Genomic DNA, 26,967 nt, shown 5'->3' with positions numbered 1-26,967 from the left:
GGTTTCGTGGCACACACCCCCCTTTTTTGTGGGGGGGCGGCTCCCCGCGGTTCCCATCCCCCCCCCCGCGGGCCACCTCCACCCCCCGGCTAAATACCCCCGGGGGGCGCTCCGCCGCCGGGGCCCCCCCTCCGTGCTTAGGGTTGTGTTGCTAACCCATGGGGGGTGGCAGCGAGGCAAAGCGCGGAGTGGTAGTCGCGGGGTCTTGTCGGAGCGCATCGCGACCCCGTCGCCACTGCTTGAGGCGTTTGAAGGCTCATCGCAGTTGATGATGTAGTCGCTGGCGCGTCGGTGGTCGGGTAGGCGTCGAGGTCTTCCGAGGATGGAGGTTCCTACACCGGCCATCCGAGAAACCTCGACGTGCGCGACGCTACCTTCGCCTGTCCTGACCTGTCCGCGTTCTGCTGCCTTGACAAGCTCGGGTTGGAGGTAACCGGTCTGAGGGTCGAGCCACACCGCGCTGTGCTTGTATGCCGCGTGCTCGAGCCGGACGGCTGGGAGTACGGACTAATGCTGTTCACCCTCTCGGGGGTGGTCGCGGTCTTCGGCACTGGGGACATCTCGCTCGGCACCCTGGTGGACCATCTGCGTCATTGACCCGCCGCGGTCCTACCGGCGCGATAGGCCGACGGCGTGCTGCCGGTCCAGCGGCGAAACGCCCGCCGGAAAGCACTGACATCGGAGAAGCCGAGCCGTTCGGCGAGGGTGGCCAAAGGCTCGTCATGGAGCAGACCACCTATCGCGATGTCCCGCATGATCTCGTCGCGGATCGCGCTGACAGAAGTGCGCTGTTGCTGCAAGAGCCTACGCAGGTAGCCGGTGCTGATGTGGAGCCTCGCCGCGATTTCGGCGGGTGTCGGCGGCTCGCTGGTGAGATCGGCCTCGAGCAGAGCGCGAACCCGGTCCGCGGGCGTGGTGCCGTAGTCGCGGGTGGCGAACATCCCGCCGCGTAACCAGTTCATCAGATCGGCCAGGTCGGCCTCAGTTCGGGTCAGCGGGACGGCGAGCAGATCGCTGTCGATGGTGATGGCGGTGCGGGAGGATTCGAAAGCCGGCCGACTGCCGAACATGGTGGTGTATTCGAGCGCGTGCGCCGGCGACGGATAAGCCAACTCGAGCGCGCGCAGGGGAATCCGCCTCCTGATCATCCAGCCGGACAGGCGGTGCGCGTAGGCCAGACTCAGCTCGGCGGCGAGGTGCTCCGGATCGTCGAACGCGGTGAGATCTGCCCGCAGCACGGATTCCGCGGGACCGCGATGAAAGCACAGCCGAGGCAGGTTCGGCAGGACGCGGGTGGCCTCGTCGAGCCTGCCCAACAGGTCACCGAGGTCACGGGAGTGGATCAGAATCGACGACATCAGTTCGAGGGTGCCGGGCGCGACCGGTTCGCCCAGCCCGTACAGATCGTCTTCGGTGCGAAGGACGAGCTCGCGGGTCAGCGCCGTCATCTGGTCAATGGTGACGTGAGCGTGTCCCTCCGCCGCCGACCGGGGAACTCCGGCAGCCCCGAGCAGGGGGCCGGTGTCCACTTGCCGCCGCCGCGCGGCGCGAAGCAGACCCAGTACCAAATGAGTCGGTACGGTCCGAGTCGTCATCGAACGTACGGTACAGCGACCAGCCGCACACACGGAGCGGTTTCGGCGTGCTCACCGCGCGGCACCTGTGCCAGGCTCCGCTCTGTCGCCCGCGTCGTAGCGGCCGGGGCTGCTACCGGTCCATCGCCTGAAGGCTCGACGGAACGCGCTCGGCTCGGAGAAGCCGAGCCGAGCCGCGAGTTCCGCGACCGACACGCCCTGCCGAAGACCCTCGATCGCCGCGTGCCGCAGTACCTCGTCCTCGAGCCCGCGTAGCGACGTACCGTGCGCGCGCAGTTCTGCCCGCAGGGCCCGCACATTCAGGTGCAGTTGCGCGGCAACCCTTTCCGGGGTGGGTCGAGAGCCTGGCGCAGAACGTTCCAGCACATGCCGCACCCGGGCGGCTATCGGTACGTCCGTGCCGTCAGCCATGTACAGATTGCCGGGGAACTGCCGGAAGAACCGTTGCAAATCGGCCTCGGTGCGAGTCACCGCGACCTCGAGCAGACTCGAATCGAAAATCAGTGCGGCGCTGGTTGATTCGATGACAGGTACGCATCCGAAGACCACACGGTAGGCGTCGATCGGCGCCGGTTCCCGGGTGGGAAGCTCAACCGAACGCAGCGTGATGCGGGGGGTGCCGATCAGCCAGCCGAACAGACGATGAAAGAACACCAGCAACAACTCGGCACCCAGGTGGTCCGGATCGTCGAGAACGCCGACGTCCCATGCGACGGTTGTCTGCTCCGGACCGGCGACGACGCGAAGTCGCGGCAGGGCCGGCATCACGGCAGTGACCAGTTCTGTGCGGGCCAACACTTCACGAAGGTTGGGCGCGTGCACGATACTCGAAGCCACGAGCCGGAAGGTGCCGCGCGGGACCGGCCGCCGGCCGAGGCCGAATAGATCATCGTCGGCGAGCACATACCATTGCCAGGTCACCGCAGCTAGCCCAGCGACGGTCATCTCGCCATCGCCCATACTTTCCTGCAGCCTCTCCGCCAAGCCCTGGCGTTCCGCGGCGTCCAGTACCCGGCGCAGGACAAGTGCCGACCAGTCGGGTACGTCCACGACACCGAGATTAGCAACCAACCGCCGGAATCGAGGTCTCGCCGAAACTGTCACACAATCGGTCCGTTGCGGTCCTTTCCAGTGGACTCCGGGCGGACCTACCGTCTGAGTCACCCTTTCGAGGGTCAGACATCTGCGGTAAGGAGAACCGAATGCGCGACGACGGAGTCGCCACAAAGCGGCACTTGTGGTCGAAAACAAGCAGGAAAATCGAGCTGATCGGCAAGGTCGTCGCTATCACCGGTGGTGCGCGCGGCATCGGGCTGGCCACGGCGCGAGCCTTCGCCGCCGCCGGTGCCTCGGTCGCCATAGGGGATGTCGACGCCGAGCAGACCGCGGTCGCACTCGCGGAGCTCGAATCGATCCCCGGCGCGCGGGTGATCGGGCTGCCGCTGGACGTGACCGACCAGCAGTCCTTCCAGACCTTCTTCGATGCCACCCAACATGCCTTGGGGCCGATCGATGTCCTGGTCAATAACGCGGGCATCATGCCGACCGGCCTGTTCGCCGACGAGGATCCGGCTATGACCGCGCGGCAGGTGGCGATCAATGTCGACGGTGTGCTCAACGGCTCGCGCGTGGCGGCCCAGGCCTTCGCCGCGCGCGGACACGGGCACATCGTGAACATCGCCTCACTGGTGGGTGTCGCCAGTTTCGCCGGCCTCGCGACCTATACCGGCACGAAGCGCTTCGTCATCGGATTCTCCGAGGTCCTGAATCTGGAGATGAGGGAGCAGGGAGTGGACGTCACCGTGGTACTGCCGAGTGTCGTTCGCACCGAACTGGCGTCCGGGCGCCGGCTGCCCGCACTGTGGGAACGCCTCGCGGTCGTCGATCCGAAGGACATCGCCGCCGCGGTGGTCGCCGCGGTCTCGCGGCCCGGTCGGGTGCTGGTCGCCGTGCCGGGGGGCCTCGGTGGCGCGATGGTGGGCAGTTCCGGGCTGCCGCCGCGCCTGCGGTCCAGGCTCCTGCGCTTGGTCCGTCTCGACGGGTTGATCACCGGTGGCGACGAAGCGGCCCGTGCTACCTACCATCATCGCATCGCCGGAGGCACGCGATGACAGCCCCGATCGAGGTTCGGTCCCCGCTCGATGACCGGCTCCTCGCCACTGTGCCCGATTCGTCCATGGACGAGGTGGCCACCGCAGGCAACCGCCTGCGCGCGGCCCAGCCGGACTGGGAGGCGGCAGGTCCGAAGCAGCGAGCGGTGGTGTTGCGCCGCTTCCGGGACTGGCTGCTCGACAACGCCGGCCACCTCGATGCGACGCTGCGCGAGGAGACCGGGCGCTCCCGGCGGGAGGCCGCGCTGGAGCTGCCGCTGGTGGTCGAGATGGTGAACTATCTCGCCGACAACGCGGCCCGCTTCCTGGCCGGTGAGCGCCCGCGTTCGTCCGGCATGCTGAGCTGGAAGCAGAAGCGGTACATCGCGTTTCGCCCCTATCCGGTGGTCGGGGTGATCTCACCGTGGAACTTCCCCCTGCTGATCCCGGGCGCGGACGTCGTACCGGCGCTGCTCGCCGGCGCGGCGGTGCTGCTCAAACCCTCCGAGGTGACACCGCTGACGGCGCTCGAGCTGGCGCGTGGCTGGCAGGAGATCGGCGCGCCACCGGTCTTCGAGGTGGTGACCGGTGCCGGTGCGACCGGCGCGGCCGTCGTCGACACCGTGGACTATGTCCAGTTCACCGGCTCCACCCGAACCGGTAAGGCGATCGCCCACCGCGCGGTCGACCGGGGCATCGGGTACAGCCTCGAACTGGGCGGCAAAGATCCGGCGATCGTGCTGGCCGACGCCGACTTGGGCCGCGCGGTCGCCGGTGTCGCGTGGGGCGGGCTGCTGAACTCGGGGCAGGCATGCGTGTCGGTCGAACGGGTGTACGTCGAGTCGCCGGTGTACGACGAATTCGTCACGCGGCTCACCCAATTCGTGCGGGACCGCCGTCAAGGAGTCGCCGACGACGCCGAGATCGGGACCATGGCGACCACCGCGCAGTCCAAGATCGTCGAAACCCATGTGCGGCAGGCGCTGGACGCGGGCGCCACCGCGCTCACCGGCGGCACGGTCGTCGACGGCGGCCGATTCTTCGAACCGACGGTGCTGATCGACGTCGATCATTCGATGGACATCATGCGCGAGGAGACCTTCGGCCCGACCATCCCGATCATGCGCGTCGCCAACGCGGAGGAAGCGGTCCGGCTGGCCAACGACTCCGGGTATGGGTTGTCGGCGACCGTCTGGACCCGCGATCTCGCACGCGGCCGCGCGATCGCCACCCGGCTCGACGCGGGCGCGGTCAACATCAACGACGTCATCGTCAACCTGCTCAATTGGACAGTGCCGCAGGGTGGCTGGAAGTCGTCCGGGACCGGCGCGCGCTTCAGCGGTAGCTACTCACTGCGCAAATACACCCGGACCCAGGCGATCACCGAACCGAACCTGGTCACCCTGCCCACCGAACCGCTGTGGTTCCCGTACACCCCGGCCCGCGACGCGGTGGCAGCCCGAGCGCTGCGCTTCGTCAGCGCCCGAGGCCTGCGCCGAGTTCGCCGCTGAATCGCTCCGCCGAAGGAACCACACACTATGAATATCTCCCGATGCCTGCCAGTCGTCGCCGTCACCGCCCTGTCACTGCTGCCTGCTGTACTCACCGCGCCGTCCGCCGCCGATCCCACGACCACCGCCGGAGCCGATTTCTACCTGCCACCGGACCGGCTGCCCGAGTCGGCGCCCGGTGACATCCTGCGGGCCGAACCGCTCGCCGTGGCGCCGCTACTCACGGCAGGCGGGTCGGGTGCGGCAACCGCTCAACGAATCATGTATCGCAGCAACGACACTCACGATGCGCCGGCTGCGGTCACCGGCACGTACTTCGAGCCGAGCCGACCCTGGACCGGACCGGGAGCCCGGCCGGTGGTCGCGCTCGCACCGGGTACGCAAGGCCAGGGTGACCAGTGCGCGCCGTCGAAACTGTTCGAAGAATTGATCCACTTCGACCCGCCGCTCGACGTCATGCCCGAATTCGAGGTCACGTCGGTCGACGCCTTGCTGTCGCGCGGCGTCGCGGTCGTGGTCACCGACTATCTCGGGCTCGGCACACCCGCTGTCCACGACTATGTCAACCGACGCTCGGAAGCCCACGCAGTCCTCGACGCGGCCAGGGCCGCGCTGCGCCTTCCCGGAACCTCGCTCACGGCGACGTCCCCAGTTGCGATCATGGGCTACTCCCAGGGTGGTGGCGGTGCGGCCGCCGCCGCTGAGATGCAGCCGTCCTACGCACCGGAACTCGACGTCCGAGGCGCCGCCGTCGGAGCGCCGCCCGCGGACCTGCTCGCGACGATGCACTCCCCCGCCATCGAGAGCGGTCCGTTTGGCACCGATCAACCCAGCGGCGCCGGCGTCGGATTGTTCGGATATATCAGCAACAGCATCGCGACCGACTACCCGCAGGCCCGGCAGGAGATCGACCAGATCTTCAACGCGGACGGCAAAGCCATGCTGGCGGAGATGAATTCGATTTGCGTGGTCGAGGGCGCGCTGCGCTACATGTATCGAAGCTCCAGCGCGTTCACCACCAGCGGGCGGCCGATATCGGCGGAGTTCGCGGATTCCGCTGTCCTGCGCCCGATCCTCGACGAACAACGCATCGGCGGCCTGACCCCCGCCGCACCAGTACTCATCACGTCTTCCACTACCGACGACGTCATCCCGTACCCGCAAGTCCGGCAGCTCGCCGTCGACTGGTGTGCGGGCGGAGCGAACGTCACCTTGGACACCGTCGACTGGATTCCGCCGCTGTTCCCCAGCACGGTCCTCGGCCACGGCGCCGGCACGCACCCCTACCTGTCGGCATCGCTCGACTGGCTCACCGCGCGGCTTTCGGGAGTGCCGGCCACATCCGGGTGCCAGAACCTGCCGAACTGACGAAGAGGCCGAATTCCCGCAAAGGCCACGTGGGCCGAGCCTGGCCCATTAGGTCGACCTCGGCCGTCCTGAGCACACCGCGGAGGTGATCGTGGACGGTTGGCTGCACACCGACGATGTTGGCCGCATCGACGCCGACGGCTATCTCACATTGGTCGACCGAATCAAGGACATGATCATTCGCGGTGGGGAGAACATCTACCCCAAGGAGATCGAGTCCGTCATGTACTCGCATCCGATGGTGCTGGAGGCCGCCGTGGTCGGTCGGCCGCATCGGGTGTTCGGCAAGGTCCCGATCGCCTTCGTCGTCTATCGCGACAGCACCGAGATCAAGCAGAGGGAGATGCTCGAGCATCTGCGAAAGTCGTTGGCCAAGTACAAACTCCCCGCTGCGATACTTTCACTCGACGCGATGCCGAAGAACGCGGTCGGAAAGATCGACAAACCTGCATTACGTGCGCTTCCGCTCGCTGCGCGCAGCTGACCATCATCGAGGTCGACATCGACGCCGAACTCGCTCAGCTCGGGCCGACCGGTTACCGGCCGCTGCGGATGCGCGACACCCAGTTCTAGTGTCTCCCATCGTTTTGCGGTCTTGGAAACTCGGTTGCCGTTCTGCCGCCGGGTGGTCTATCGATAACGTATGGAATGGAACCCGATGGTGCCCGAGCTGCTGGTCAGCGACCAGCAAGCCAGTCGTGCCTTCTACACCGAGGTGCTGGGTTTTGCCGTCCTGTTCGAGCGTGCCGAGGATCGGTTCAGCTATCTCGGGCTCGGCGGCGCCCAGTTGATGATCCTGCAGGACCACCCGCAGGCGTGGCGAACCGCAGACCTGCGCGCTCCCCGGGGACGCGGATGCAATCTGCAGATCGAGGTCGATGACGTCACTAGTCTGCGCGACCGCATTCTCGCCGCTGGGCACAGCTTGTTCCGGGATCTGGCCGACGAGACATACGACGTGGGCGGTGGCGAAGAATCCCAACGTGAACTCTTGGTTCAGGATCCCGACGGCTACCTGCTGCGGCTGGTTCAACCGCTGAGTCTGTGAAGCACAGCGCCGCAAGAACATCCGCCGGCAGCCATTGAGCATTCCGCCGACGTTGATATGGAGGATCGCCTGCTGCTCGTCGAGCGGGATGTCGGCGAACCGCCCAGAGCTGAGCACCCCCGCGTTGTTGACCAGCACATCGAGTCGGTTTCGGTGATCGCGGCGAGTTCGCCGAGGCGAGTGCGCCACGCTTCCGCGTCGCGGACTGGTGATACCCGCCCAACCAGCGATTATTAGCCGCTACAACCGGATCCATCAGATCCCTCGCGACATAACTCCAACCGACGTCCGCGCACGTGGCTGCCATCGCACTGAAGGCAACCCTGTCTCGATCCCGAATCAATTCCAACGGACGCGAATCCAGCACCAACCACCGACCATCCGTTGTTCTGCCCCTGGTCGTCTAGTGGCTCAAATAATTGGGAGACACGACCCAGAATTGCGTACCCGTCGGCAGTTCGAAACTCCGAAAATGCGAACCCTCCACAACTGAATCCGAAGTGACGTGAATTCATTCGCGTCGATTTCGAACAATAACGAAAGAACACGTTGACTTTCCCCATCAGGAACCAATGAAAACGGCGCGATCTCAGCCACAAACGGGAGTGAACCTGGAAATTTGTGATGCGCGAAAGATTCGCGCAACCAAAGTCTCTTACGTTCCAATTTCGCAGACACGTCAAGCATTGCTGGGTGTAGTCTGCAGTCCATGAAGTTCGATCACGATGCCGCGACTACTCTGTGTGAAGCCGTTGCTCAACGACTAGAGCACAACGACCCCGATCTGACAGCGCACGTCCGATCCGAGCTGCCGTCGTACGAGAATATATCCGAGGCCGAGCACCGGCGGACACTGCAGGAATTCGCACGGCAGATACTGACCGGCATCGCACAGGGCCAGGGACCAGTGGCCGAAAATTTGCAATTCACACGCCGCGCCGCTCGTCGGCGAGCCCAGCTCGGCGTCTCGGCCTACGATGTGCTGCGTTCGTTCCATATCGGGAACCGGACGCTGTGGGAGGCGCTGAAGAATGCGCCGGAGGCCACGGACGAGGTCTTGCTCGATTTGGTGGAGCCATTGGCGCTGTGGACCGAATCGATGACCGCAACGGTCGTCGATGCCTTCGTCGACGAGTCTCCGATCAACTCGGCTTGGGAAGCACAGGTGCGGCAGCGCTTCTTCGCTGAGCTGGGCGATCAAGGTCGGCGCGAGCACCTGGCAGAGACCGCGCGTCTGTTGGCCTTCGACGTGGACGGCATCTTTCAAGCCGTGTGTTCCCCGCGATCGTCTTGGCCGGATGCGGAGGTGGAGAGCTTGCAACGGTCGACGCGCCGTCTGCCGGGCGTGGTGGCCTGCGGAATACGAGGCACGGTGCTGCTGATTCTGGTACAGGACGCCGACGTCGACGCGGTGGTGCGATCAGCGCAGGCAATCAGCGGCAAGAGTGCCTCCTACGGTATCGGCCTGCGGCGCACCGGCCTCGACGGAGCGCAGATGAGCAGTGTCGATGCCGAGCGGGCGCTGCGGGCGGCGGAGATGTGGGAGTCGCCGGTGGAGCGCTTCCATGAGGCGTGGCTGGAGGCGTCGCTGTTGGATAGCCACGATCAGCTGGCGCCTATCTTCGAGAAGGTCCAGCGGGCCAAGCGCTCGCATCCGGATCTCGCCGCGGCGGTGATGACCTTCGCTGAAACGGGATTCTCCTTGGCACGCGCCGCGAAAGAGCTGCAAATGCACCCGAATTCGGTGGCGTATCGGCTGACTCGCTGGCAGGAACTCACCGGCGCCGATCCTCGTACCTTCGCCGGATTGGTTTGTTCGGTCATCGGCACACGAATAGCCCCCGCAGAGGGCGCGCCGCGACAGGAATAGTCGCGGCGGCCGATCTCAGATGACCGGCGCTCGAGAGCCGGCGAGAAATCCTTTGAGCGAGAAGCCGTTTGCTCGCGCCTCCTCGATACGGGGTAGCACTCCGGAGCCGAGGATCCGGCGGGCGGCCATATGGTCGCCGGGCCGGTTGACGGATTCGACTGCCGCCAGGACTCCCTCCTCGAAGCGCAGTGCCGAGAACGCGGCATCCGGATCACCGAGCACCACGACTTCGCCCTCTGTATGAGCGATTCCGGCGATCTGAAGTTTCGCGGAGAACTGCGCGGTCCAGAACCATGGCACGGCAGCGTAGGCGCCCGTGTCGCCCGACAGCCGCGCGGCCACGAAACGCGCCTGGTCGAGCGCGTTCTGCACCGACTCCAGGCGCATAAGCGGCAGCGGTCCGCCGTCAGGAAAGGCCGCGCAGTCACCTATGGCTGAGATCCGGCGATCCGCGGTGAGCAGGGTTTCGTCGACGACGATTCCGTTCGCCACCTCGAGCCCACTGTCTCGGGCCAGTTCGACATTAGGTACTACGCCGACTCCGACGACCACCAGGTCGGCGGGCAGGATCTCCCGATCATCCAATTCGACACCACTGACGCCGCCCGTCGCATCGACGGTGAATCCCTGGACGGATCTACCGGTCAGCACGACGACACCCGCACGACGATGCAGCCGCGTCAGGCTTTCGGAGGTCGGCGCGGACACCGCTCGTGACATCACCCTTCCGGCCGTTTCCACCACGGTCGCTTCGCAGCCCAGTTTGCTTGCGGCAGCGGCGACTTCGAGTCCGATGAAGCCACCCCCGATAACGACCACGCGCTCGGCGTCAGCTAATGCCCTGCGTAGGACGCGGGCATCGGCGAGCGAACGCAACGGGTGAACCCCGGGAGCGTCAGCACCCGGTACACGCAGCAGCCGGTTGCGTGCACCGGTCGCCAGCACCAGGTGGCCGTACTCGACGACTTCCCCGTCCCGCAGCCGCACAGTCCGAGCGGCGCGATCGATCGAGTCAGCCCATCCGCACCGCAGCTCGATGCTCTGTTCACGGTAGAACTCGAGCGGCCGCAGCGGAGAGCCGGACGCCTCGGCCCCACAGAGGAATTCCTTGGACAGCGGTGGCCGCTGGTAGGGCAGTTCGGGGTCGGGCTCGATCAAGGTGATCGGCCTCGTACTTCCGTGCTCCCGTAGCGAGGCGGCCAGCTGCACGCCCGCGTGCCCCGCGCCGACCACTACGACCGATTGTTGCTCACTCATCTGCACCCTCTGATTTCGCCGAACTACTCGGACTCCGGTGGAATCTCCACGCTGATCGCGTCGAGCCCGCCGTCGACGCGGACCTGGCAGGCCAGTCGACTGTTCGATCTCCTTGCAGCGGAGGTGAATTCGAGCATCTCTTCCTCATCGTCGGCGATGGCGCCCAGCCTGGGCAGGTCCTTCTCGTCGACGTAGACATGGCAGGTGGCGCACATGGCATTTCCGCCACAGTCCGCAGTGATTCCGGGGATGTTGTGCGCGACCGCCGCGTGCATCACCGTGTTCCCCAGCTCCGCGTCGACGGTCTGCACCCGGCCGTCTCCGGTTGTGAAGGTGATCTTCATAGTTCCTCGTTCTCGACTAGCTTGCCGATTCCATTGCCTGCTCGTCGCGGACCCGCCAGCGCATTTCGCCGAGCAGGTCGCTGCTCGCCCGGACGTCGTCGCCGGCGGCGAGATATCGGGGCGGCGTCATCTGGAATCCGCAGCCGCCCGGTGTTCCGGTGAGGATGACGTCTCCGGCACGCAGTTCGATTGCCGCACTGACGGATTCGATTGTCTCGGCGAATCCCAGCACCAAGTCCTCGGTCGTGCCGACCTGCCGAAGCTCGCTGTTGACATACAGGTCGAAGTCGAAGACCGGCAGGGCCGCACCGGGTTCCACGGTCAGCAGCCAGGGTCCGGTCGGGCAGAAGGTGGGATAGCCCTTGCCGCGTACGATCTGCGCTTGCAGCGGGGATTCCATGTCGGGCGGCAGTGCGATGTCGCGGGCGGTGACATCGTTGGCGAGCATGAATCCGGCGATGTGCGCGGCGGCCTGTTCCCGTCCGATACGATGCCCCGGCCGTCCGATCACGATGGCGACCTCGGCCTCGTAGTCCAACGCCTGTGCCGCCAACGGCCGCACGACCTCGTCGTTGGGACCGCTGACGCTGGCGGGGCTCTTCATGAAGACAACCGGATCGGCCTTGGACGTCAGCTCGAGCTCGGTTCCGGAGTGCGTGCCGTAGTTGAATCCGACGGCGATGACCTGTCCGGGATCGGGCAGGGGCGGGCCCAGGCGCACGCTGTCCAGCGCGATCAACTCGACGTCTCCGGTCCGGGCCTCCGCACTCACCAGCGGGGCGAGCGACGGCCACAGTGCGAGCATGTCGCGCACCGCGGTCAGTGCGATCCCATGCTTCGCGAGCGCCGGAATAAGTGGCAGAATCCGGTCTTCGCCGACCAGGACGCCGGGGACGAGGCTGCCGCTGCTGTGAAAACTGACTATCCGCAGGCTCACTCGCTACGCTCCCTGCACTCGGCCGTTGTGCACCAGTAGCGACCCGATGGACGGGAACGTGAAGTTGGTGCCCCACTCGGGTTCGTGGGCGAGACGAATATCCGGCAGTCGCTGTCCGAGCTGGCGCAGGAAGATGCCGCCCTCGATCCGCGACAGCGGTGCACCAAGACAGAAGTGGCCGCCCGCGGCGAAGGCGAGCTGCCGGGAGTTGTCGCGCTCGATGTCGAACCGGTCGGGGTCGGCGAAGAAGCGATCGTCCCGGTTGGCGGCGGAGATCGCGAGCAGCATCTGTGCGTCCGCGGGGACGGTGTGGCCGCTGAAGTCCATATCCTCGCCCGCGTAGCGCTGGACGAAATGGACCGGCGAGAGGTAGCGCAGCACCTCTTCCCACGTCTTGGGGGCGAGCTCGGGATTCGTTGCGAGCTTGCCGAGCTGATCACGATGCGATGCGAGCGCATACACCGCATTGGTCATCGCGACCATGGTGGTGTGGTAGCTGGCCACGAAGAACCCGACCAGCGTGATGATCAGTTCGGTTCGAGTCAGCTTCGAGCCGTCCTCCTCGGCTTCGAGGAGCGCGCCCACCGCGTCGTCGCTGGAGAGGGTGCCGCGCAGCGTATCGACGATGTCGCCGATGTAGTCGATGTAGAACTGCGCCGATTTGTCGGCAGCTGCCAGCGTCTCGGCACTGATCTCGCCGTGCCCCAGCACGCCGTTCAGGGCTGGCATCTGTTCGAGGACGGTGTGGGCGTCCGCCATCGGCGCGTGCAGCAATCGGCATGCGATCTCCGCGGGAACGCGAGTGGCGAACTCGGCGACGAAGTCGTAGTCGGTGTCCGTCTCAGCCAGCCTGTCGATACCGGCGGTAATGATCTGCTCCACCCAGCCGCGCATCGATGCCACCGCGCGAGTGGAGAACGCCGAGGAAGCAAGCTTACGCAGCCGGGTATGCGTCGGGGGATCCAATTCCGGGAGGGAGAATCGGTAGAACTGGGAAGCGGGTCCGTCCCCGATCTTCTTCGGGAATTCCCCCGCCACCGGCTGGACACGGGCGCGGGGAGTCTTGAACGTGCGGCTGACATCGGCATAACGGGTCAGCACGTAGGTTTCTTCGTCGTTGATGACCGTGCGTGCGACCGGGTTCTCGTCGCGCAGCGCGCGATACACCGTGAACCTGTCGGCGGTGAACGCCGCGCCGGTCGGATCAAAGGTCGTGTTGTGGGTCATTCCGATCCTGTCTGCCGAATTCCCTACTGCCTCAGCACGATCCGTATCGCGCTCGAGGGGTCCGACTGTATCGACCGGAAAGCTTCGATCTCTCTTGTGAAAACGAGAACTCGAGGAGCCATCTTTTGTGGTTTACCCCACAGCCGGTATCCCGTTGCGCTGAGTTCGCCGCGATGTACCACCACACGTGCAACCGCTGCTCCGCCACAACGACCTGCGGTTTTGTGGAACCCAAGAAATTACGTCTCCGAGGATTGAGCATTCCTCGAAGACGTGTAGCAACAGCATGGATAGCCTGGGGCCGCGACCAAGGAGTACCCGGATATGTCGACCGTAGGGCGCACGATTTCGGCACAATGGCGTGCCGCACGGATCAACGATGCTCCGTCACGTAAGCCTCACCCGCACATCCGGGCCCCAGGCAGCCGATCTCGGTATTCGAATACCATCGCAAGGAGGCGATATGGGCAAGTGGGGTCCCGACGGCAGGGCCGCCGCGGCATGCGTGACTTTCGACCATCTCGGTGAGGCTGCTGAATTGCAGATGGGCATCTGGCCCTCCGGCACACCGATCGGCCATCACCACAGCGTGGAACGGGAATTGCCCGCGGTACTCGACATGTTGCGTGGGAGGCCGCCCGTCACCTTTTACCTCGAGACCTGGAACTTCGAGCATTACCCGGATGCGGTGCGGTCCATCGTCGATGCCGGCCACGAGGTCGGGTGGCACGGTTGGCTTCATGAGCCATGGACCCGAAGCAGTGAGGCCGAGCTCCATGCTGCGTTCGAGCGGAGCCTGGTCGCCTTCGACAAACTGGGCATCCGGCCCACCGCCGCTCGACCGCCCGGGGGCCTGCTCGGGCAGCATGGCCTGGATCTATTGCGGGAGTATGGCTTTACGCGGGTCTCGCTCGCAGGTACGACCCACGGCCTTCAAGACGACATGCCCCTGCTGCCCTTCCCGTGGACTGCGGTCGACGGATGCTACTACATTCCGGCATTCGCTTCTCTGCGAATCGAGGAGCCGGGGCCCGATGCCGTCGGGCCCGAAGTTCTCCTCCGGGGCGCCGAGAAGCTGCTCGAGGAAGCGGTCGCGAACGGAGGATTCGTATCCTTTGTGTTCCATGTGCTTTGGCAGAACACACCCGAGAAGATTGCGGCGATCGCAACCCTCATGGACCGACTTGACGCCGACGAGCGTATCTGGCACGCGCCATCGGCGGAGGTGTCGGAGTGGATGATTACCCACCCGGCCGATTTCGGTCCGGTCACGCACATCGATCAAGCACCCGCCTGGTGATGGCTTCGAACGGTTTCGGGTAATCGATCCGTTCCGGCGCCGATTTGTGTGAACCACAGGCAATCTTCTCCGAATTCCTCGGTTCCACAAGGGAATCCGTCTCGGCTGCGTCGATACGGTGGGCGCCGACCGTATGACGTACAGCGTGTTTGGAGAATTATGACCCTTGTGGAGCCGCCTGATGTGCGGCGCTATCAGAAGTTCCTTCCGGCGGACCGTCCGGTGCAGTACCTGGACCCGGTCGGCGTGCCGGCCGACAGCGACGCCCGCTACCCACGCCCCGACGATGATCGTCTGGTGGAGGTGTATCGGCAGATGGTGCGCGGCAGGCGCTTCGATCAGCAGGCCACCGCGCTGACCAAGCAGGGCAGGCTGGCGGTGTATCCGTCCGCGCGCGGGCAGGAAGCGTGCCAGGTCAGCGCGGCGATGTGCCTGCGCCCCACCGATTGGCTGTTCCCCACTTATCGGGACTCGATGGCCATGACCGTGCGGGGAATCCCGGCCGCCGAGATCCTCAGCATGCTCGCGGGCGACTGGCACTGTGGGTACGACCCGGCCGTGCACCGCACCGCGCCGCAGTGCACGCCGCTGGCCACCCAGCTCCTGCACGCCACGGGGCTGGCGCACGCCGAGCAGCGCCGCGGGCGGGACACGGTCGTGCTGGCGCTGTGTGGTGACGGCGCGACCAGCGAGGGCGATTTCCACGAGGCGCTCAATTTCGCCGCGGTGTTCCACGCGCCGGTCGTATTCCTGGTGCAGAACAATGGTTTCGCGATCAGCGTGCCACTGGCCAGGCAGAGTGTCGCGCCCTCGCTGGCGCACAAGGGCGTCGGTTACGGCATCGGCTCCGAGCAGGTCGACGGCAACGATCCGGTCGCCATGATGGGCGTCATGGACGAGGCCGTGCGGTTCGCCCGCGAGGGCAATGGGCCGGTCATCGTCGAGGCCCACACCTATCGGCTCGACGCCCACACCAATGCCGACGACGCCACCCGATACCGCGAATCCGCCGAAGTCGAGCAGTGGCTCACCCGGGACCCGATCAGCCGTCTGCGCACTTACCTGGGCGCCGCGGGAGCGGTCGACGACGGTTTCGACGAGCAGCTGACCGCCGAGGTCGAAGCGGAGGCCGCCGCGCTGCGCGCAGCCATGAACGCCGACCGACCCGCCGACCCGATGGAGCTGTTCCAGCACGTGTTCGCCGAGCCCACCCCGCAATTGCGCGAGCAATCGGCCCAGGTCGAAATCGAACTCGCCGCTGAAGCCGAGGAGGACTGATCATGCCGAAACTCACGATGGCGCAGGCACTGAACCTGGCCCTGCGCGATGCGTTGACCGCCGACGAGAACGTCATCGTCTTCGGCGAGGACGTCGGCGCTCTGGGCGGTGTCTTCCGGGTCACCGACGGACTGACCAAGGATTTCGGCGAAACGCGGTGCTTCGACACACCTTTGGCCGAATCCGGCATCATCGGCTTCGCCGTCGGCATGGCGATGTCGGGTTTCCGGCCCGTGGTGGAGATGCAGTTCGACGCCTTCGCCTATCCGGCCTTCGAACAGATCACCTCGCACGTGGCCAAGATCCGCAACCGAACCCGCGGGAAGCTGTCGGTGCCGATGGTCATCCGTATCCCGTTCGCGGGCGGCATCGGCGGCGTGGAGCACCACTGCGATTCCAGCGAGGCGTACTACGCCCACACCCCGGGGTTGAAGGTGGTGACGCCCGCGACCGTGGCCGACTCCTACTCCCTGTTGCGTGCGGCCATCGACGACCCGGACCCCGTCATCTTCCTGGAGCCCAAGCGGCTCTACTACTCTCGTGCCGAGGTGGAGCCGCGCGCGGACGACCGGCTGGGACGAGCGGTGGTGCGCAGGCCCGGTCGTGACGCGACCCTGGTGGCCTACGGCCCCTCGGTGGAAGTGGCGCTGGAGGCGGCCCAAGCCGCCACCGCGGACGGTCACGACCTGGAGGTGGTGGATCTGCGCTCGATTGTCCCCTTCGATGACGACACCGTCACCGCGTCGGTACGAAAAACCGGTCGCTGCCTGGTGATTCACGAGGCACAGGGATTCGCCGGGGTCGGTGCCGAGATCGCGGCCCGCGTGCAGGAACGGTGCTTCCACCATCTACACGCGCCTGTGCTGCGGGTGAACGGATTCGATATTCCCTACCCCGCACCGAAACTCGAGCGGATCCACCGGCCCAGCGTGGATCGCGTCCTCGACGCTGTGGACCGCCTGCAGTGGAACGACATTCCCGATACCCGATGGGCGGTGACCGCGTGAACGACCAGGTCTTCCTTCTGCCCGACCTCGGTGAGGGCCTGACCGAGGCCGACATCCTCGAATGGCGGGTCACGGTCGGCGACACCGTGCACATCGACCAGATCATCGCCGAGGTGGAGACCGCCAAGGCCGCGGTCGAGGTGCCGGTTCCGTTCGAGGGCACCGTGATCGAACTACACGGGGCCGCGGGCGACACGCTGAAGGTCGGCACCCCGCTGGTCACCATCCGTGGCACGCACACCGCACCGGCCGGACAGGCGCCGGCGGGTCACGAGCAGTATCGGGAGGAGGAGCGCGCAGGGTCGGGCAATGTGCTTATCGGGTACGGCACCGGTTTCGATGCCCCACGCCGACGCAGGCGGGTACCCACCACCCACCGCCCGCCTGCCACTCCCGAGGCGCACACGCCACCGGACACGGCGAGATCGACCAGCAGCACTAACGTTCCCCCGTCCGCGCCTCGAGTCATCTCGCCATTGGTGCGAAACCTGGCCCTGAGCAGGGGAATCGACCTCTCCGCGCTGACCGGAACGGGGTCCGGGGGCATCATCGTGCGTGCCGATGTCGAGAACCCCGCCAAGGTCACGGGTCTGACCGTTCCCGTACCCGCCGCTCCCGCGCCGGGCCCCGGCCGCTTTCACCTCGAGCGGATTCCGCTGAAAGGCCTGCGCAAGGCAGTCGCCGACAAGCTGTCCACCAGTCGTCGCGAGATCCCCGACGCCACCACCTGGGTCGACGTCGACGCCACCGAATTGCTGCGGGCTCGCGAAGCCGTCAATCGCGGCCTGCCACCGGAGGACCAGGTGAGTCTGCTTGCGGTGGTGGCCCGGCTGACCATCGCGGCGCTGTCCCGATATCCGGAGCTCAACGCGTCGGTGGACATCGAGCGTGGCGAGATCATCCGCCACGGGCAGGTGAATCTCGGCGTGGCCGCGCAAACTCCCCGCGGTCTGGTCGTGCCCGTCATCGACCACGCCGACACCATGACCGCCGTGGAGTTGACCCGTGTGGTGCGCGACACCGTCGAGACCGCGCGCGAGGGCAAGCTGCCGCCTGCCCGGTTGACCGGTGGCACCTTCACCCTCAACAACTATGGCGTCTTCGGTGTCGACGGCTCGACCCCGATCATCAATCACCCTGAAGCCGCGATCCTGGGAATCGGCCGCATAGTCGACCGGCCGTGGGTCCTCGACGGTGCGCTCACCGTCCGCAAGCTCACCCAGGTCTCGCTCAGCTTCGACCACCGGGTATGCGACGGCGGAGCGGCCGGCGGATTCCTGCGGCTGTTCGCCGACTACCTCGAAAACCCCGTCGCCGCGCTCGGGAGGCTCTGATGACCGACACCCACAGTGATGTCCTGATCCTGGGCGGCGGCTCGGGCGGCTACACCTGCGCCCTACGCGCCGCTCAGCTGGGATCGACAGTCACCCTCGTCGAGGCCGACCAGGTCGGCGGCACCTGCCTGCACCGGGGTTGCATCCCGACCAAGGCGCTGCTGCGCGCCAGCGAAGTCGCCGAAACAGCCCGCACCGCAGCTTCTTTCGGCGTCCTCGCCGAGCTCCACGGCATCGATGTCCACGAGCTGCACAAGTACAAAGACGACATCGTCCAGCGCTTGTTCAAAGGACTGCGCGGGCTGCTGTCCCGCGACAAGATCAGGATTGTGGCCGGCGCCGGTGTGTACTCGCCGGACCGCTCGGTCACCGTTGACGGCGTGCGCTATACCGGCGACGCGGTCGTCCTGGCGACCGGATCCCAACCGCGCCTGCTCGATGGCATCGAGACCGGCGCCCGCATCCTCACCAGCGATCAAGCCCTGGAGCTGGACTTCATCCCGAGCTCGGCGATCGTGCTCGGGGGAGGCGTCATCGGCGTCGAATTCGCCAGTCTCTGGCGTTCCTTCGGCGCCGAGGTGACCATCGTCGAAGCACTCCCCCGCCTGCTCATGGCCGAAGATCCCTGGAGCGCGACACAATTGACGCGTGCCATACGCAGACGCGGGATCACTGTGCGCACGAAATCCCGTGTGACAGCTGCGAAGGAAGACGACAACGGGGTGTCGGTGGAGCTGGTCGAGGGTGAGACGGTGACGGCCGATGTCCTTCTCGTCGCCGTCGGCCGCACCCCGCGCAGCGCCGACCTCGCGGCGGCGGGCATCGCTGTCGACAATGGCTGCGTGGTCACCGACGAGCGGCTGCGCACGAATGTGTCGGGGGTGTACGCCGTCGGCGATCTCGTCGCCGGGCCCCAGCTGGCGCACCGCGGATTCCAGCATGGCCTGTTCGTCGCCGAGGAGATCGCTGGCCTCGCGCCGGCCCCGGTCGCCGACCACCTGATTCCGCGCGTGGTGTACTCGCACCCGGAACTCGCCTCCGTCGGCCTCACAGAGGCCGCCGCCCGCGAACAGTACGGCGCCTGTATCGCAACGGTTTACGACCTCGCGGGCAACGGCAAGAGCCAGATCCTGCGCACCGCAGGCGGCGTCAAGGTCGTGCGCGCGGGTGAAACCGGTCCGGTGGTCGGCGTCCACATGGTCGGCGACCGAATCGGTGAGTCCATCGGTGAGGCCCAGCTGACGGTCGCCTGGGAGGCTCTCCCCTCCGACGTCGCGCCCTTTATCCACGCCCATCCCACCCAGAACGAAGCGCTCGGCGAAGCCATGCTCGTCCTGGCCGGCCGCCCGCTTCACAGCCATTCCTGATCGCAGAGCCGGGATCGGCCCGCGGCGTCAGCTTCACCGCTGAGCCAGTATGCGGGCCGATCGCCGCCCTCTTCCCCGGAGAGCACCGCACCGTATGCCGGCCCGGCGGGCGGGAGTCTCGGCTTCTGCCCGCCGGTTCCCCAACCTCCCGGGGTACTACGGTGCGACTCACTGCGCACCCGAACCTGCTTGGAATGATCACGACCAACATCGGAGACATCATGCACACACATGGGGCAGACGGGCGGCTCCGCCGATCTGACTTCGCCCACGCTGAGATCCAGGGTGCCGCGCACCACTTCGCACACGATCCGACCGGCCTCGGCGACGTATTTCATCTCGCTCTTGCCGTGGGAGATCTCGATGCCGCGATGAGCTCGTATCAGTCACTGGCAGGCGGGACCCGCACCAATCCAGCCGAACTCGAAGCCCTGGTGCACGCACCCCGGCTCTCGGATGGTCCGATCCGGGTACGCGGCCGAGTGTGCTGGCTGGTCAGAAACGGACTACCGATAGAGTTCTGGCAGGGCGAGCCCGGTTCTCCATGGCACACCGAAGGACGGGGCATCACCTTCCACCACGTTGCCTACTATGCCGATGATTTAAATGAAGCCACAGCATCATTGATCGCGCAGGGCTTCGAGCTCGAAGTCACTCCATACCATCACGGCGACGGCATCCTCGGCTTCGCCTACCTGCGACATCCGGCAGGGCTGCGGATCGAGATTCAAGGATCAGCAGATCGGCCGAGCATGGAAGCGTGGATGAGAGGCGAAGCGTTGGAGATCGATTGGTTCAAAGACCTACAGTAAGCCCTCCGCGATACAGACACCTCGGGTGAGGATGAACCAGCACTGGGGTCCATGGAGTGAAGTGAGGTCGAATTCGTCCACGAGCCACGCGAACAAGTGCACGAGAGCTGTGCACCCTCGCCGACGCCCTCCGCCTCGGCTAAGCCACTGTGCCAGACAGACCCACACGGCTCAGTTCATGTCAACAATTCGCGCCCCTGTTCTGCCCACCCCCGATCATAGACCCGTGGTCGTCTCGGACACCTTCCATAACTCCGACGGAGCCTCGACCAACTACACCTTGTACTGCATCGGCGAACGCGGCGCCCTCACCAACGAGGGCTTGGCCCGGCCCATGCTGGCGCTCTTCACAGCACAGGTCCTGATCCTGACATCCCTGATACTGGTGGCAGCCCTGGCCCGTCGTCGGCACCACAAACCTGCGCCCGGACAGACACCTCGCACTCTGGGAGAGGATCGTTTCCGGGCCGCGGATCACCACGCACAGTTGACTGGAAACACTTCGGACCGGACATCTGAACAAATCCCTAGTCCGCCGCAGGATCATCGCCAAGATCCCCTAAATCGCCTGACCGATACGGACATTTCGACGATCTTGATCTACGGTCGAAATCGCTGGCACATCAACGGATCTCGGCCGAAATCATCTCCGGGTGCCACGATATCCGGTGGCCAGTAGCGTTGAGCCCTTTCCCAACTGTCAGCGCGCGCATCCCCTCAAGGCACGAGGGGGACATCCGGTTCGGCACCGCTGGAGCGCCACATCAGAGCCTCCAGCGGTGTCGGTCCACCTGAGCAACGCGCCGCCACTCCACCGCACCGCGGCTCCTAACCCACCCCCCAGCCACTCGGAGGTGGCGCCGAATGCCGACCCGGCGGACGTACCCCCTCCCGGCGACGTCGGTGACCGATGGCAGCCGCGCATGCAAATCTCGCACCTGCGCTCAGAGTGCGGCCATTGCCCAGCTCGGACCAGCAGACCGGTGATGACCGTGTCCGCCTGTGCCCGCAGTCCGGCAAGGCGTTGTGCGCGGCCGGGATTCAGTGCGCGGCGTACCGCTTCGGCGGCACCGGAGATAGGTGCCCGGGTGTTCGGACAGGTAGGCCAGCACGGTGTCGGCGACGTTAGGCAGGGCGGGTAGTTCCGCGGCGGCCGCCCAGCACACGAACTGTCTCCATTCCGGCGCTTGCTCCCCGGCCGGCCCGCAATCCGCAATGGTGCCACCGAAGTGCTGGTCTCCTCATCCGCGAATACCCGCGTTGCTACGAACCCAGCCCTCCGGCATGCCGACCAACCTCATCGGCAGCCAAGCACCAACCAACCCACCCCGCATCCCGGTCCGGCGAATCACCCTCTACCAGGACACATCCCGAAATTCGTTGGATTTTCGGCGACTACTAGTGGAACTTCATCTGGTCGCCGCCTTTTCGTAGTACCGAGGATCGGAGGCTATGCAGGAGGAAGGTCCGCGGGCTTTGTGTGCTGGGCCAAAGGATCGCCGCGTTCGTTGTTTCCGGCTCGGCCCAGTTCCAGCCCCGGTGGCCCGGATTGGTCGAAATTGCCAATACGACTTCCGAAACTCTGGCAGACAAGCGCAAGAGTAAGGGTGGTGCCCGGCGGAAGCATAGGTAGCCAGCAGGGTTCCGGTAGCGGACTGGCAACCCATCACATGCAAAAGAGGGCAAGACCATGGCGACTGTCACCTTCGTCGAACACGACGGCACCTCCCACGACGCCGACCTCGTCGAGGGCGAGTCGATCATGGAGATCGCCACGAGCAGCGCCATTCCCGGCATCGACGGCGACTGTGGTGGCGAGTCCGCGTGCGGCACCTGCCACATCATCGTCGACGATGAGTGGATCTCCGTGACCGGAAGGCGATGCGAGCGGGAGACCCAAATGCTCGAGATGTCGCCGGAGTGCGAGCCGAACTCACGCCTGTCTTGTCAGGTGATCGCGTCGGCGGGTATGGACGGGCTGAAGGTCCGCCTGCCGGAATTCCAGATGTAGGCCACAACTTCCCTCACCTTCACGACAGGCGGACGAACGGACTCATGAACATCGTGGACAGCGTGCTCGAAAGGGCGAAGACCAAAGTGCAGAACAAGGTGCAGGCCACGATCCCTCTCGATCGGCAGGTCAAGGCCGCCCACCTGATGGAGAAAGCCAAACGATTCGTCGGCAAGGGCGAGCCGCTCATATTCACCGAACGGCCGATCCCGGACGCAGCAGACGTACCGCTGACCGAACTCGACGTCAGCAATCCCTTCCTGTTCCGCCAAGGGAAGTGGCACTCGTACTTCAAGCGGCTCCGCGAGGAAGCTCCCGTCCACTATCTCGCCAATAGCGCGTTCGGCCCGTTCTGGTCGGTTACGCGCTACGAGGACATCCTCGCCGTCGACACGAACCCCGCCATCTTCTCCGCAGAGCCCTACATCATCCTCGGCCACGCGCCTATCAACGTCGAGATGTTCATCGCGATGGACCCACCGGCCCACGACGTCCAGCGCAAGGCCGTCCAAGGCGTCGTGGCTCCCAGGAACCTCAAGGAAATGGAGTCACTCATCCGGCAGCGGATTCAGGATGTGCTCGACAACCTACCGACCGATCAGCCGTTTGATTGGGTCGAACGGGTCTCGAAAGAGGTGACCGGCCGCATGCTCGCCACCCTGCTCGACTTCCCGTACGACGAGCGCCACAAGCTCGTCTATTGGTCTGACACGATCAGCGGCACCGCGGAGGCGACCGGCGGCACCACTCACCAGGACGAGTTCTACGAGGCCACGGGGGACTTGGCGCGCAACTTCATGGCCCTCTGGCACGACAAGGCCGCGCGGAGGGAGCGGGGCGAGGCGCCCGGCTTCGACCTAATCACGTTGATGCAGACCTCCGAGGACACCAAGGACCTGATCAATCGGCCGATGGAGTTCCTCGGCAACCTGACGTTGCTGATAGTCGGCGGCAACGACACCACCCGCAATTCGATGTCCGGCGGCGTAGTGGCTCTGCACCAGAACCCGGATCAGTTCGAGAAGTTGAAGGCCGACCCATCACTGATCACCAACATGGTCTCGGAGATCATTCGCTGGCAGACACCGTTGGCGTACATGCGCCGGGTCGCGAAGGAAGACGTTCACTTCGGTGGGCAGTTCATCCGCAAGGGCGACAAGGTTGTCATGTGGTACGCCTCCGGCAACCGTGATGAGCGCCAGTTCGAGAACCCGGATGCGTTCATCATCGACCGTCCGAACGCACGCAACCACATGTCGTTCGGCTTCGGCGTGCACCGCTGCATGGGAAACCGTCTTGCCGAGATGCAGCTGCGCATCCTCTGGGAGGAGTTGTTGGCTCGGTTCGACAAGATCGAGGTCATCGGTGAACCAGGGTACGTGCAGTCCAACTTCGTGAAGGGCTACGAGAAGATGCTGGTCCAGTTGACGCCCAAGTCGACGGACTGAGTTCGAGCGACAGCGGCGGGCAGGGAAGAAACATCATGGACACCAAACGTGTGGTCATCGTCGGGGCTAGCCACGCAAGCGCACAGTTGTGCGCAAGTTTGCGGCAGGACGGCTGGAAGGGAGAAATCCTGTTAATAGGCGATGAGCCATCATTGCCCTACCAGCGTCCGCCGCTGTCCAAGACATACCTCGCGGGCAAGTCCAGCCTCGAGGAACTCTTGATCAAGAAGCCGGACTTCTACGAGAAGCAACGAGTCACGTTCCGCCAGGCACGTGTCACCAGTGTCGACCGGGGCGCCCGTACGGTCACTCTGGCCGAGGCGGAGACTCTCGGCTACGACGAGCTCGTTCTCTGTCTGGGTGCCCGCCCGCGTCGACTGAGCCTGCCGGGGGCCGATCTTCCAGGAGTGCACTACCTGCGTGACGCTGCCGACATCGAGGCCATCCGTGACGGCCTGACCACGACCAGCCACGCCGTCATCATCGGTGCTGGCTACATCGGGCTGGAGACGGCCGCGTCGCTCCGGAGGTTGGGCGTCACCGTTTCGGTGCTCGAGGCTGCCGACCGAGTCCTGCAGCGGGTTACCGCTCCGGAGTTGTCCGCGTTCTACGATCGCGTTCACCGCGAGGAGGGAGTTGACCTTCGTGTCAGCGTTGGCGTCACCTCACTGGAGGGCCAGGACCACGTCAGCGGCGTCCGACTCGCGAACGGTGATTACATCGCCGCTGATCTGGTCATCATCGGCATCGGCGTCGTGCCCAACGCCGAACTCGCCCAGGAGGCCGGCCTTACGGTGGACGACGGGATCCTCATCGACCCACACGGCCGAACCAGTGACCCGAACATATTTGCGGCCGGAGACTGCGCCAACTACTTCGATACTCGCTACGATTGTCGCCTGCGCTTGGAGTCAGTGCCCAATGCGGTAGAGCAGAGCAAAGTCGTCGCAGCGACGATCTGCGGCAAGAACAAAGAGATCTCCGCCCTGCCGTGGTTCTGGTCGGATCAGTTCGATCTCAAACTGCAGATCGCGGGCCTCAACACCGGCTATGACGAGATCGTGCTGCGTGGCGACTCAGAAGAGGGCCGCGACTTCGCCTGCTTCTACCTCGACAAGGGCCAACTCATCGCTGCCGATTGCGTCAATCGACCACAGGAATTCATGTTCAGCAAGCGTGCCATCGCTCAGGGGCTGACGCCGAACCGTGAGTTGCTGGCCAACCCCTACACCTCGCTGAATTCATTGTTGGAAGCGCCAGCACCGGGTGCCCGGTGAATTCGCTGGAACTGGCGGGCTGAGCGCACCATCAAAACAAATACCGTCGGCGGCGGGAACCCGAGACCCTGCCGCTGACGCCTCCATCTATTCAGACTCAGGCGGCTAGTTGCCCGCAAGGAATGCCTCGTGGTAGTCGAGAGCAAGCGCGAGCGCAATTGGCGCTTCATTCAGATCCCGCCCGAGAATCTTCTCTATCTGGCTGAGCCGATAGCGAACCGTGTTCTTATGCACGATGAGGACGGCGGCGGCCTTCTCGACACTCCCGACCCGGAGAGTGACCCTCGCAGTCTGTCGCAGCCGGTCCATGGCTTCGTTGTCTTTGTACAGATCGCCGAGCGTACGCTGGACGAACCGGACTGCCTGTTCGCTCGACTGCCACAACATCGCCAGCGTTTCGACATCCGGGAAGTACAGCGGATTGGCGAGATCCTTCTTCGCAACGGCTGCGATCTTCTTGGCATGTTGGGCCTCGGAATGGCTCTGCCGGAATCCTTCGACCCCCTCGCCCGGGGCGCCCACAGCGACCCGGATCCCACGGGCGGTGAGTTCCGGCTTGGCAGTGACAAGTTGGGCAAGTGATGGTTCCTTCACCGTGCTGAGCCAGACCCACAGGTCGCGGCCACCCGGGTTCACGATGAGGGGGTTACGTACACCCGCGAACTTAGCGAGCTCGAAAGCGACCGCACGGAGTTCACTGACCTTGTCCGCATCGGATGCACTGAGCACCAAGGCAGTGTTGGAGCCCGAAACCGGATGCCCGTTGAGGGCCTCTGAAAGATCCCTCGGGTTAGCTGTCGACCTTCTCTCGAGGATTTCTCGGACCGTCTCCAGTCTCTGCGCAGCCGCACCCAGGCGTACTTGATCCCGCTCGTCCTCGAAGAGGGTGGCTGATGATTCAACGACGGCATCGATCCAGTGGCTTGCTCGATTCCAGAAGAAAATGAGGAACGCCGTACTCTCGGTATCTACCGCCTGCTCCATCAGCACGCCGGTGATGTGCTCCCACACCCCGCGTCGGGCGATCCGGTAGATCTGAAATAGTTCTTGCATCGTCCGCCCCCGTCGGGCGATCTCAACAGCCATCTCGGCCGCCGAAGGCACCATCTGCACATCCTGTTCTGGCTGAGTCATGCTCGCCAGGAAGGCTTTCCACTGGCTTTCCGCGCTCCCTCGAATCACCCCAGCTAGATACGGGTCTGACGCCATTGCGGGAAGCACGTCCAGAATGCGGTGCGCGATGCGATCGACCCACTGCCCGACAGATGCCGGATCCGATTGGGTGGCGACGAACTCGTAGACGCGAGCGTCGAAGCAGCCGTCGCGGTTCATCGCGAGCACCTCTCTGTTGGATGTTACGTACAGCCCGGATTGCTGATCTTTGGCGAAACGCCTGAGTCCCGACGCGGGCGAGCGGGACCTGCGGTCACGCCACCGCCTCAGCTGTCAGTGCTGACCGTCGGACGGGGTTGGGCACAGGATGCCGCAGGGGATCGGCGGCCCAGAATGCCCAGGTGCTCGGCAGGAGTTGCATGCGCCCGACGGCGCGGACGAACCCGCCTCGCCCGTCGGCGAACACTTCGTTGCCGGCCGGCGTTCCATCGAGCGCAGGAGGATGGGGGTCACTGTCGTGCCGTAAGCGTCGACCTTGCCACTGCCAGCATGGCCCGACTCGATACGTCCGATGCCCGCCAATAGATTCCAGAACAGTCCACAATCCGGCTGGGAGCTCACGAGACTCAGCTCGGCATTGCGATAGGCGGCCAGGACGATCTCCAGGATCCCCTGGACGCTGAGTTGACTCGTCACGGAAGCTGTGTCAGCGGCCGCGAGTGGCCGCATGACTCGGCAGGATCCGCAGCAGGTGCCGCACGTGGATGAATGGG

22 protein-coding genes and 2 pseudogenes are annotated in these 26,967 nt (G+C 65.2%); 17 read left to right on the top strand and 7 right to left on the bottom strand.

The window, feature by feature from the left end; all coding sequences use genetic code 11:
* Positions 1-360: 360 nt before the first annotated feature.
* Positions 361-498, top strand: a pseudogene (locus ACFXKA_RS37060) (ISL3 family transposase); the annotation flags it as partial.
* A gap of 92 nt (positions 499-590) precedes the next feature.
* Here ACFXKA_RS37060 and ACFXKA_RS37055 read toward each other — a convergent pair.
* Both ACFXKA_RS37055 and ACFXKA_RS37050 read right to left on the bottom strand, forming a co-directional pair.
* Positions 591-1,595, bottom strand: coding sequence for an AraC family transcriptional regulator ligand-binding domain-containing protein (locus ACFXKA_RS37055; protein ID WP_379430936.1), 1,005 nt, complete (start codon positions 1,593-1,595; stop codon positions 591-593).
* Between the two features lie 51 nt (positions 1,596-1,646).
* The gene (locus ACFXKA_RS37050; RefSeq protein WP_379430935.1) at positions 1,647-2,645 is read right to left on the bottom strand and encodes an AraC family transcriptional regulator ligand-binding domain-containing protein; all 999 of its coding nucleotides are present in this window, start codon (positions 2,643-2,645) and stop codon (positions 1,647-1,649) included.
* A 152-nt stretch (positions 2,646-2,797) separates the two neighbouring features.
* On the opposite strand from ACFXKA_RS37050, the gene ACFXKA_RS37045 reads away from it, so the two are divergent.
* The 6 genes and pseudogenes from ACFXKA_RS37045 to ACFXKA_RS37020 all read left to right on the top strand — a co-directional run bounded on the left by ACFXKA_RS37045 (position 2,798) and on the right by ACFXKA_RS37020 (position 9,482).
* Positions 2,798-3,706, top strand: coding sequence for an SDR family NAD(P)-dependent oxidoreductase (locus ACFXKA_RS37045; protein WP_379430934.1), 909 nt, complete (start codon positions 2,798-2,800; stop codon positions 3,704-3,706).
* Complete coding sequence (locus ACFXKA_RS37040; RefSeq protein WP_379430933.1) at positions 3,703-5,196, top strand: aldehyde dehydrogenase family protein; 1,494 nt, start codon at positions 3,703-3,705, stop codon at positions 5,194-5,196. Before ACFXKA_RS37045 ends, ACFXKA_RS37040 begins: the two co-directional genes overlap by 4 nt.
* A 27-nt stretch (positions 5,197-5,223) precedes the next feature.
* On the top strand, positions 5,224-6,564 hold the full coding sequence (locus ACFXKA_RS37035; RefSeq protein WP_379430932.1) for a lipase family protein: 1,341 nt from the start codon (positions 5,224-5,226) through the stop codon (positions 6,562-6,564).
* 58 nt (positions 6,565-6,622) lie between these two features.
* Positions 6,623-7,048: pseudogene (locus ACFXKA_RS37030) on the top strand (class I adenylate-forming enzyme family protein); the annotation flags it as partial.
* 174 nt (positions 7,049-7,222) lie between these two features.
* A complete protein-coding gene (locus ACFXKA_RS37025) occupies positions 7,223-7,612 on the top strand; it encodes a bleomycin resistance protein (protein ID WP_379430931.1) in 390 nt (129 codons plus the stop codon).
* A gap of 709 nt (positions 7,613-8,321) precedes the next feature.
* Complete coding sequence (locus ACFXKA_RS37020) at positions 8,322-9,482, top strand: PucR family transcriptional regulator (RefSeq protein ID WP_379430930.1); 1,161 nt, start codon at positions 8,322-8,324, stop codon at positions 9,480-9,482.
* Positions 9,483-9,497: 15 nt separating this feature from the next.
* Here ACFXKA_RS37020 and ACFXKA_RS37015 read toward each other — a convergent pair whose 3' ends face one another.
* From ACFXKA_RS37015 to ACFXKA_RS37000, 4 genes are read right to left on the bottom strand one after another with little or no spacing between them, the layout of a single operon-like run.
* Positions 9,498-10,739, bottom strand: coding sequence for an NAD(P)/FAD-dependent oxidoreductase (locus ACFXKA_RS37015; RefSeq protein WP_379430929.1), 1,242 nt, complete (start codon positions 10,737-10,739; stop codon positions 9,498-9,500).
* A 23-nt stretch (positions 10,740-10,762) separates the two neighbouring features.
* On the bottom strand, positions 10,763-11,083 hold the full coding sequence (locus tag ACFXKA_RS37010) for a 2Fe-2S iron-sulfur cluster-binding protein (RefSeq protein ID WP_379430928.1): 321 nt from the start codon (positions 11,081-11,083) through the stop codon (positions 10,763-10,765).
* A gap of 16 nt (positions 11,084-11,099) precedes the next feature.
* A complete protein-coding gene (locus ACFXKA_RS37005) occupies positions 11,100-12,020 on the bottom strand; it encodes a fumarylacetoacetate hydrolase family protein (RefSeq protein ID WP_379430927.1) in 921 nt (306 codons plus the stop codon).
* Positions 12,021-12,023: 3 nt separating this feature from the next.
* On the bottom strand, positions 12,024-13,247 hold the full coding sequence (locus ACFXKA_RS37000; RefSeq protein WP_379430926.1) for a cytochrome P450: 1,224 nt from the start codon (positions 13,245-13,247) through the stop codon (positions 12,024-12,026).
* Between the two features lie 463 nt (positions 13,248-13,710).
* Here ACFXKA_RS37000 and ACFXKA_RS36995 point away from each other — a divergent pair, with 463 nt between their 5' ends.
* From ACFXKA_RS36995 to ACFXKA_RS36950, 10 genes are all read left to right on the top strand, one after another.
* Positions 13,711-14,547, top strand: a complete 837-nt coding sequence (locus ACFXKA_RS36995) for a polysaccharide deacetylase family protein (RefSeq protein WP_379430925.1) — start codon at positions 13,711-13,713, stop codon at positions 14,545-14,547.
* Between the two features lie 159 nt (positions 14,548-14,706).
* Entirely contained in the window at positions 14,707-15,825 is a 1,119-nt protein-coding gene (gene pdhA / locus ACFXKA_RS36990) for a pyruvate dehydrogenase (acetyl-transferring) E1 component subunit alpha (RefSeq protein ID WP_379430924.1), read from the top strand.
* A gap of 2 nt (positions 15,826-15,827) precedes the next feature.
* On the top strand, positions 15,828-16,832 hold the full coding sequence (locus ACFXKA_RS36985) for an alpha-ketoacid dehydrogenase subunit beta (protein ID WP_379430923.1): 1,005 nt from the start codon (positions 15,828-15,830) through the stop codon (positions 16,830-16,832).
* Complete coding sequence (locus tag ACFXKA_RS36980; protein WP_379430922.1) at positions 16,829-18,166, top strand: dihydrolipoamide acetyltransferase family protein; 1,338 nt, start codon at positions 16,829-16,831, stop codon at positions 18,164-18,166. The genes ACFXKA_RS36985 and ACFXKA_RS36980 overlap by 4 nt, the downstream gene beginning before the upstream one ends.
* Positions 18,166-19,533 (top strand): dihydrolipoyl dehydrogenase, encoded by a 1,368-nt coding sequence (lpdA, locus tag ACFXKA_RS36975; RefSeq protein ID WP_379430921.1) that lies wholly within the window; start codon positions 18,166-18,168, stop codon positions 19,531-19,533. The genes ACFXKA_RS36980 and lpdA overlap by 1 nt, the downstream gene beginning before the upstream one ends.
* A gap of 194 nt (positions 19,534-19,727) precedes the next feature.
* Positions 19,728-20,345 carry a VOC family protein gene (locus tag ACFXKA_RS36970; protein WP_379430920.1) on the top strand — a complete coding sequence of 206 codons (618 nt, stop codon included), beginning with the start codon at positions 19,728-19,730 and terminating at the stop codon, positions 20,343-20,345.
* A gap of 226 nt (positions 20,346-20,571) precedes the next feature.
* Entirely contained in the window at positions 20,572-21,024 is a 453-nt protein-coding gene (locus ACFXKA_RS36965) for a hypothetical protein (RefSeq protein ID WP_379430919.1), read from the top strand.
* A 1,011-nt stretch (positions 21,025-22,035) separates the two neighbouring features.
* Positions 22,036-22,356 (top strand): 2Fe-2S iron-sulfur cluster-binding protein, encoded by a 321-nt coding sequence (locus tag ACFXKA_RS36960; RefSeq protein ID WP_379430918.1) that lies wholly within the window; start codon positions 22,036-22,038, stop codon positions 22,354-22,356.
* A gap of 44 nt (positions 22,357-22,400) precedes the next feature.
* On the top strand, positions 22,401-23,804 hold the full coding sequence (locus tag ACFXKA_RS36955; RefSeq protein WP_379430917.1) for a cytochrome P450: 1,404 nt from the start codon (positions 22,401-22,403) through the stop codon (positions 23,802-23,804).
* 35 nt (positions 23,805-23,839) lie between these two features.
* Positions 23,840-25,081, top strand: a complete 1,242-nt coding sequence (locus tag ACFXKA_RS36950; RefSeq protein ID WP_379430916.1) for an NAD(P)/FAD-dependent oxidoreductase — start codon at positions 23,840-23,842, stop codon at positions 25,079-25,081.
* 105 nt (positions 25,082-25,186) lie between these two features.
* On the opposite strand, the gene ACFXKA_RS36945 is transcribed toward ACFXKA_RS36950, so the two are convergent.
* Complete coding sequence (locus ACFXKA_RS36945) at positions 25,187-26,413, bottom strand: PucR family transcriptional regulator (protein ID WP_379430915.1); 1,227 nt, start codon at positions 26,411-26,413, stop codon at positions 25,187-25,189.
* Positions 26,414-26,967: the final 554 nt, after the last annotated feature.

The organism is Nocardia sp. NPDC059228 (genome assembly GCF_042754245.1).
In the GTDB taxonomy this organism is placed as follows: Bacteria; Actinomycetota; Actinomycetes; order Mycobacteriales; family Mycobacteriaceae; genus Nocardia.
This window is presented reverse-complemented; position numbering and strand designations above follow the sequence as displayed.

What these genes read in the sequence shown, in the direction of transcription:
- ACFXKA_RS37055 (WP_379430936.1), bottom strand. Translation starts at nt 1,595, where the DNA reads ATGACGACTCGGACCGTACCGACTCATTTGGTACTGGGTCTGCTTCGC.
- ACFXKA_RS37045 (WP_379430934.1), top strand. Translation starts at nt 2,798, where the DNA reads ATGCGCGACGACGGAGTCGCCACAAAGCGGCACTTGTGGTCGAAAACA.
- ACFXKA_RS37040 (WP_379430933.1), top strand. Translation starts at nt 3,703, where the DNA reads ATGACAGCCCCGATCGAGGTTCGGTCCCCGCTCGATGACCGGCTCCTC.
- ACFXKA_RS37035 (WP_379430932.1), top strand. Translation starts at nt 5,224, where the DNA reads ATGAATATCTCCCGATGCCTGCCAGTCGTCGCCGTCACCGCCCTGTCA.
- ACFXKA_RS37025 (WP_379430931.1), top strand. Translation starts at nt 7,223, where the DNA reads ATGGTGCCCGAGCTGCTGGTCAGCGACCAGCAAGCCAGTCGTGCCTTC.
- ACFXKA_RS37020 (WP_379430930.1), top strand. Translation starts at nt 8,322, where the DNA reads ATGAAGTTCGATCACGATGCCGCGACTACTCTGTGTGAAGCCGTTGCT.
- ACFXKA_RS37015 (WP_379430929.1), bottom strand. Translation starts at nt 10,739, where the DNA reads ATGAGTGAGCAACAATCGGTCGTAGTGGTCGGCGCGGGGCACGCGGGC.
- ACFXKA_RS37010 (WP_379430928.1), bottom strand. Translation starts at nt 11,083, where the DNA reads ATGAAGATCACCTTCACAACCGGAGACGGCCGGGTGCAGACCGTCGAC.
- ACFXKA_RS37000 (WP_379430926.1), bottom strand. Translation starts at nt 13,247, where the DNA reads ATGACCCACAACACGACCTTTGATCCGACCGGCGCGGCGTTCACCGCC.
- ACFXKA_RS36995 (WP_379430925.1), top strand. Translation starts at nt 13,711, where the DNA reads ATGGGCAAGTGGGGTCCCGACGGCAGGGCCGCCGCGGCATGCGTGACT.
- pdhA (WP_379430924.1), top strand. Translation starts at nt 14,707, where the DNA reads ATGACCCTTGTGGAGCCGCCTGATGTGCGGCGCTATCAGAAGTTCCTT.
- ACFXKA_RS36985 (WP_379430923.1), top strand. Translation starts at nt 15,828, where the DNA reads ATGCCGAAACTCACGATGGCGCAGGCACTGAACCTGGCCCTGCGCGAT.
- lpdA (WP_379430921.1), top strand. Translation starts at nt 18,166, where the DNA reads ATGACCGACACCCACAGTGATGTCCTGATCCTGGGCGGCGGCTCGGGC.
- ACFXKA_RS36970 (WP_379430920.1), top strand. Translation starts at nt 19,728, where the DNA reads ATGATCACGACCAACATCGGAGACATCATGCACACACATGGGGCAGAC.
- ACFXKA_RS36960 (WP_379430918.1), top strand. Translation starts at nt 22,036, where the DNA reads ATGGCGACTGTCACCTTCGTCGAACACGACGGCACCTCCCACGACGCC.
- ACFXKA_RS36955 (WP_379430917.1), top strand. Translation starts at nt 22,401, where the DNA reads ATGAACATCGTGGACAGCGTGCTCGAAAGGGCGAAGACCAAAGTGCAG.
- ACFXKA_RS36950 (WP_379430916.1), top strand. Translation starts at nt 23,840, where the DNA reads ATGGACACCAAACGTGTGGTCATCGTCGGGGCTAGCCACGCAAGCGCA.
- ACFXKA_RS36945 (WP_379430915.1), bottom strand. Translation starts at nt 26,413, where the DNA reads ATGAACCGCGACGGCTGCTTCGACGCTCGCGTCTACGAGTTCGTCGCC.